The sequence below is a fragment of the Streptomyces sp. SID14478 genome (genome assembly GCF_010548525.1).
GTDB lineage: Bacteria > Actinomycetota > Actinomycetes > Streptomycetales > Streptomycetaceae > Streptomyces.
In genome coordinates, this window is sequence record NZ_JAAGMG010000893.1 from 1 (window position 1) to 1,069 (window position 1,069).

2 protein-coding genes are annotated in these 1,069 nt (G+C 74.6%); one reads left to right on the top strand and one right to left on the bottom strand.

The features are described from left to right. Nucleotides 1–114 precede the first annotated feature (114 nt). Complete coding sequence (locus G3I40_RS29165) at nt 115–384, bottom strand: hypothetical protein (protein WP_164305523.1); 270 nt, start codon at nt 382–384, stop codon at nt 115–117. Nucleotides 385–582: 198 nt separating this feature from the next. Between G3I40_RS29165 and G3I40_RS29170 the strand changes: the two genes are divergently transcribed. Further along, a partial coding sequence (locus G3I40_RS29170; RefSeq protein WP_164305525.1) for a nuclease-related domain-containing protein occupies nt 583–1,069 on the top strand: 487 nt, incomplete at its 3' end.

Genomic DNA, 1,069 nt, shown 5'->3' on the forward strand with positions numbered 1-1,069 from the left:
CGCCGCTCGAACCCTGGCCGCAGGCGGTGACACCGGCGGCGAGGGAGGCCACGAGGGCGGCGGTCGCGGCGAGGCGGGCGGACGTTCTCACTGGGGCTCCAAGGGGGTGCGTGCTCAGGCGTCGGCGCGGCCGCGGCGGACGGTGGAGTAGACGAGGCCCGCGGCGCCGGCGGCGGCCATCGCACCGCCTGCCACCAGGAAGTACGGATTGGCCGACGGATCGTCCGGGGACGGGGCCGCGGGCTGGTCCTGCGAGTCGGCGACCTCGACGGTCCGGGCCGCCGGAGCGTGCACCTGGGCGTCCGCGTACGCGGCCGTGGGGACCAGCACGGCGCCGCCCAGGACGGCCGTGACGACGGCGCTGCGGAGGAAGGCGGGGCGCATGATGACTCCGATCGGTCCGGGCCGGGTGTGCGGCGAGTGCTCTGATGTCGCTCCATCACCGTAAAAGTCGGCCATCACGGCAATTCGGCGACTGTGTAACAGCGGCCCCTCGCTCTGCGCCCGATGCCGTTAACGCCCTTGCGGCCTTCTTGCCCTGCGGCGGTGCTTGCTGCTCCCATGGTCAGGGGGTGATGGGGCATGGACGGACTGCACGTCGTACCTACGTGGCGGCACGGCCAGGAGCGGCTCTACGTGTACGGGGAGGACGGGCTGAACGTTGCCTGGTACGACAGGGAGGCGGCCCGGGTCAATCTGCTCGCCGAGTCGCAGCGGGAGGCCGTCCTCGCCGCATTGCGCCCGTTCCTCACCGGGAACGTCGCCGTCGGGCCGCCGCCGGTACCCACGCCCGCCGAGCTGGCCCGCCTCAGCCTCCACCCGGACGACGACCTCGCGCCGAACCGCCCCGGGGAGGCCCTCGTCATCGACCTCGACCGGGACCCGGCTCCGCAGCGCAGGCTGCGCACCGACCCGCGGCGCACGGCCCTGGCCGCGCAGCAGCGGACCGGCGAGGTCCTCGACGGCCTCGAACCGGCGGGCTGGCGGGCACTGCACTCGGTGCCGCTGCCCGGCGGGGCCCGCATCCACCACCTGCTGATCGGCCCCGGCGGGCTGTTCGCGCTGCACG

Bases quoted from the DNA above. Each gene is read 5' to 3' on its own strand.
- G3I40_RS29165 (WP_164305523.1), bottom strand. From the start codon at position 384: ATGCGCCCCGCCTTCCTCCGCAGCGCCGTCGTCACGGCCGTCCTGGGC.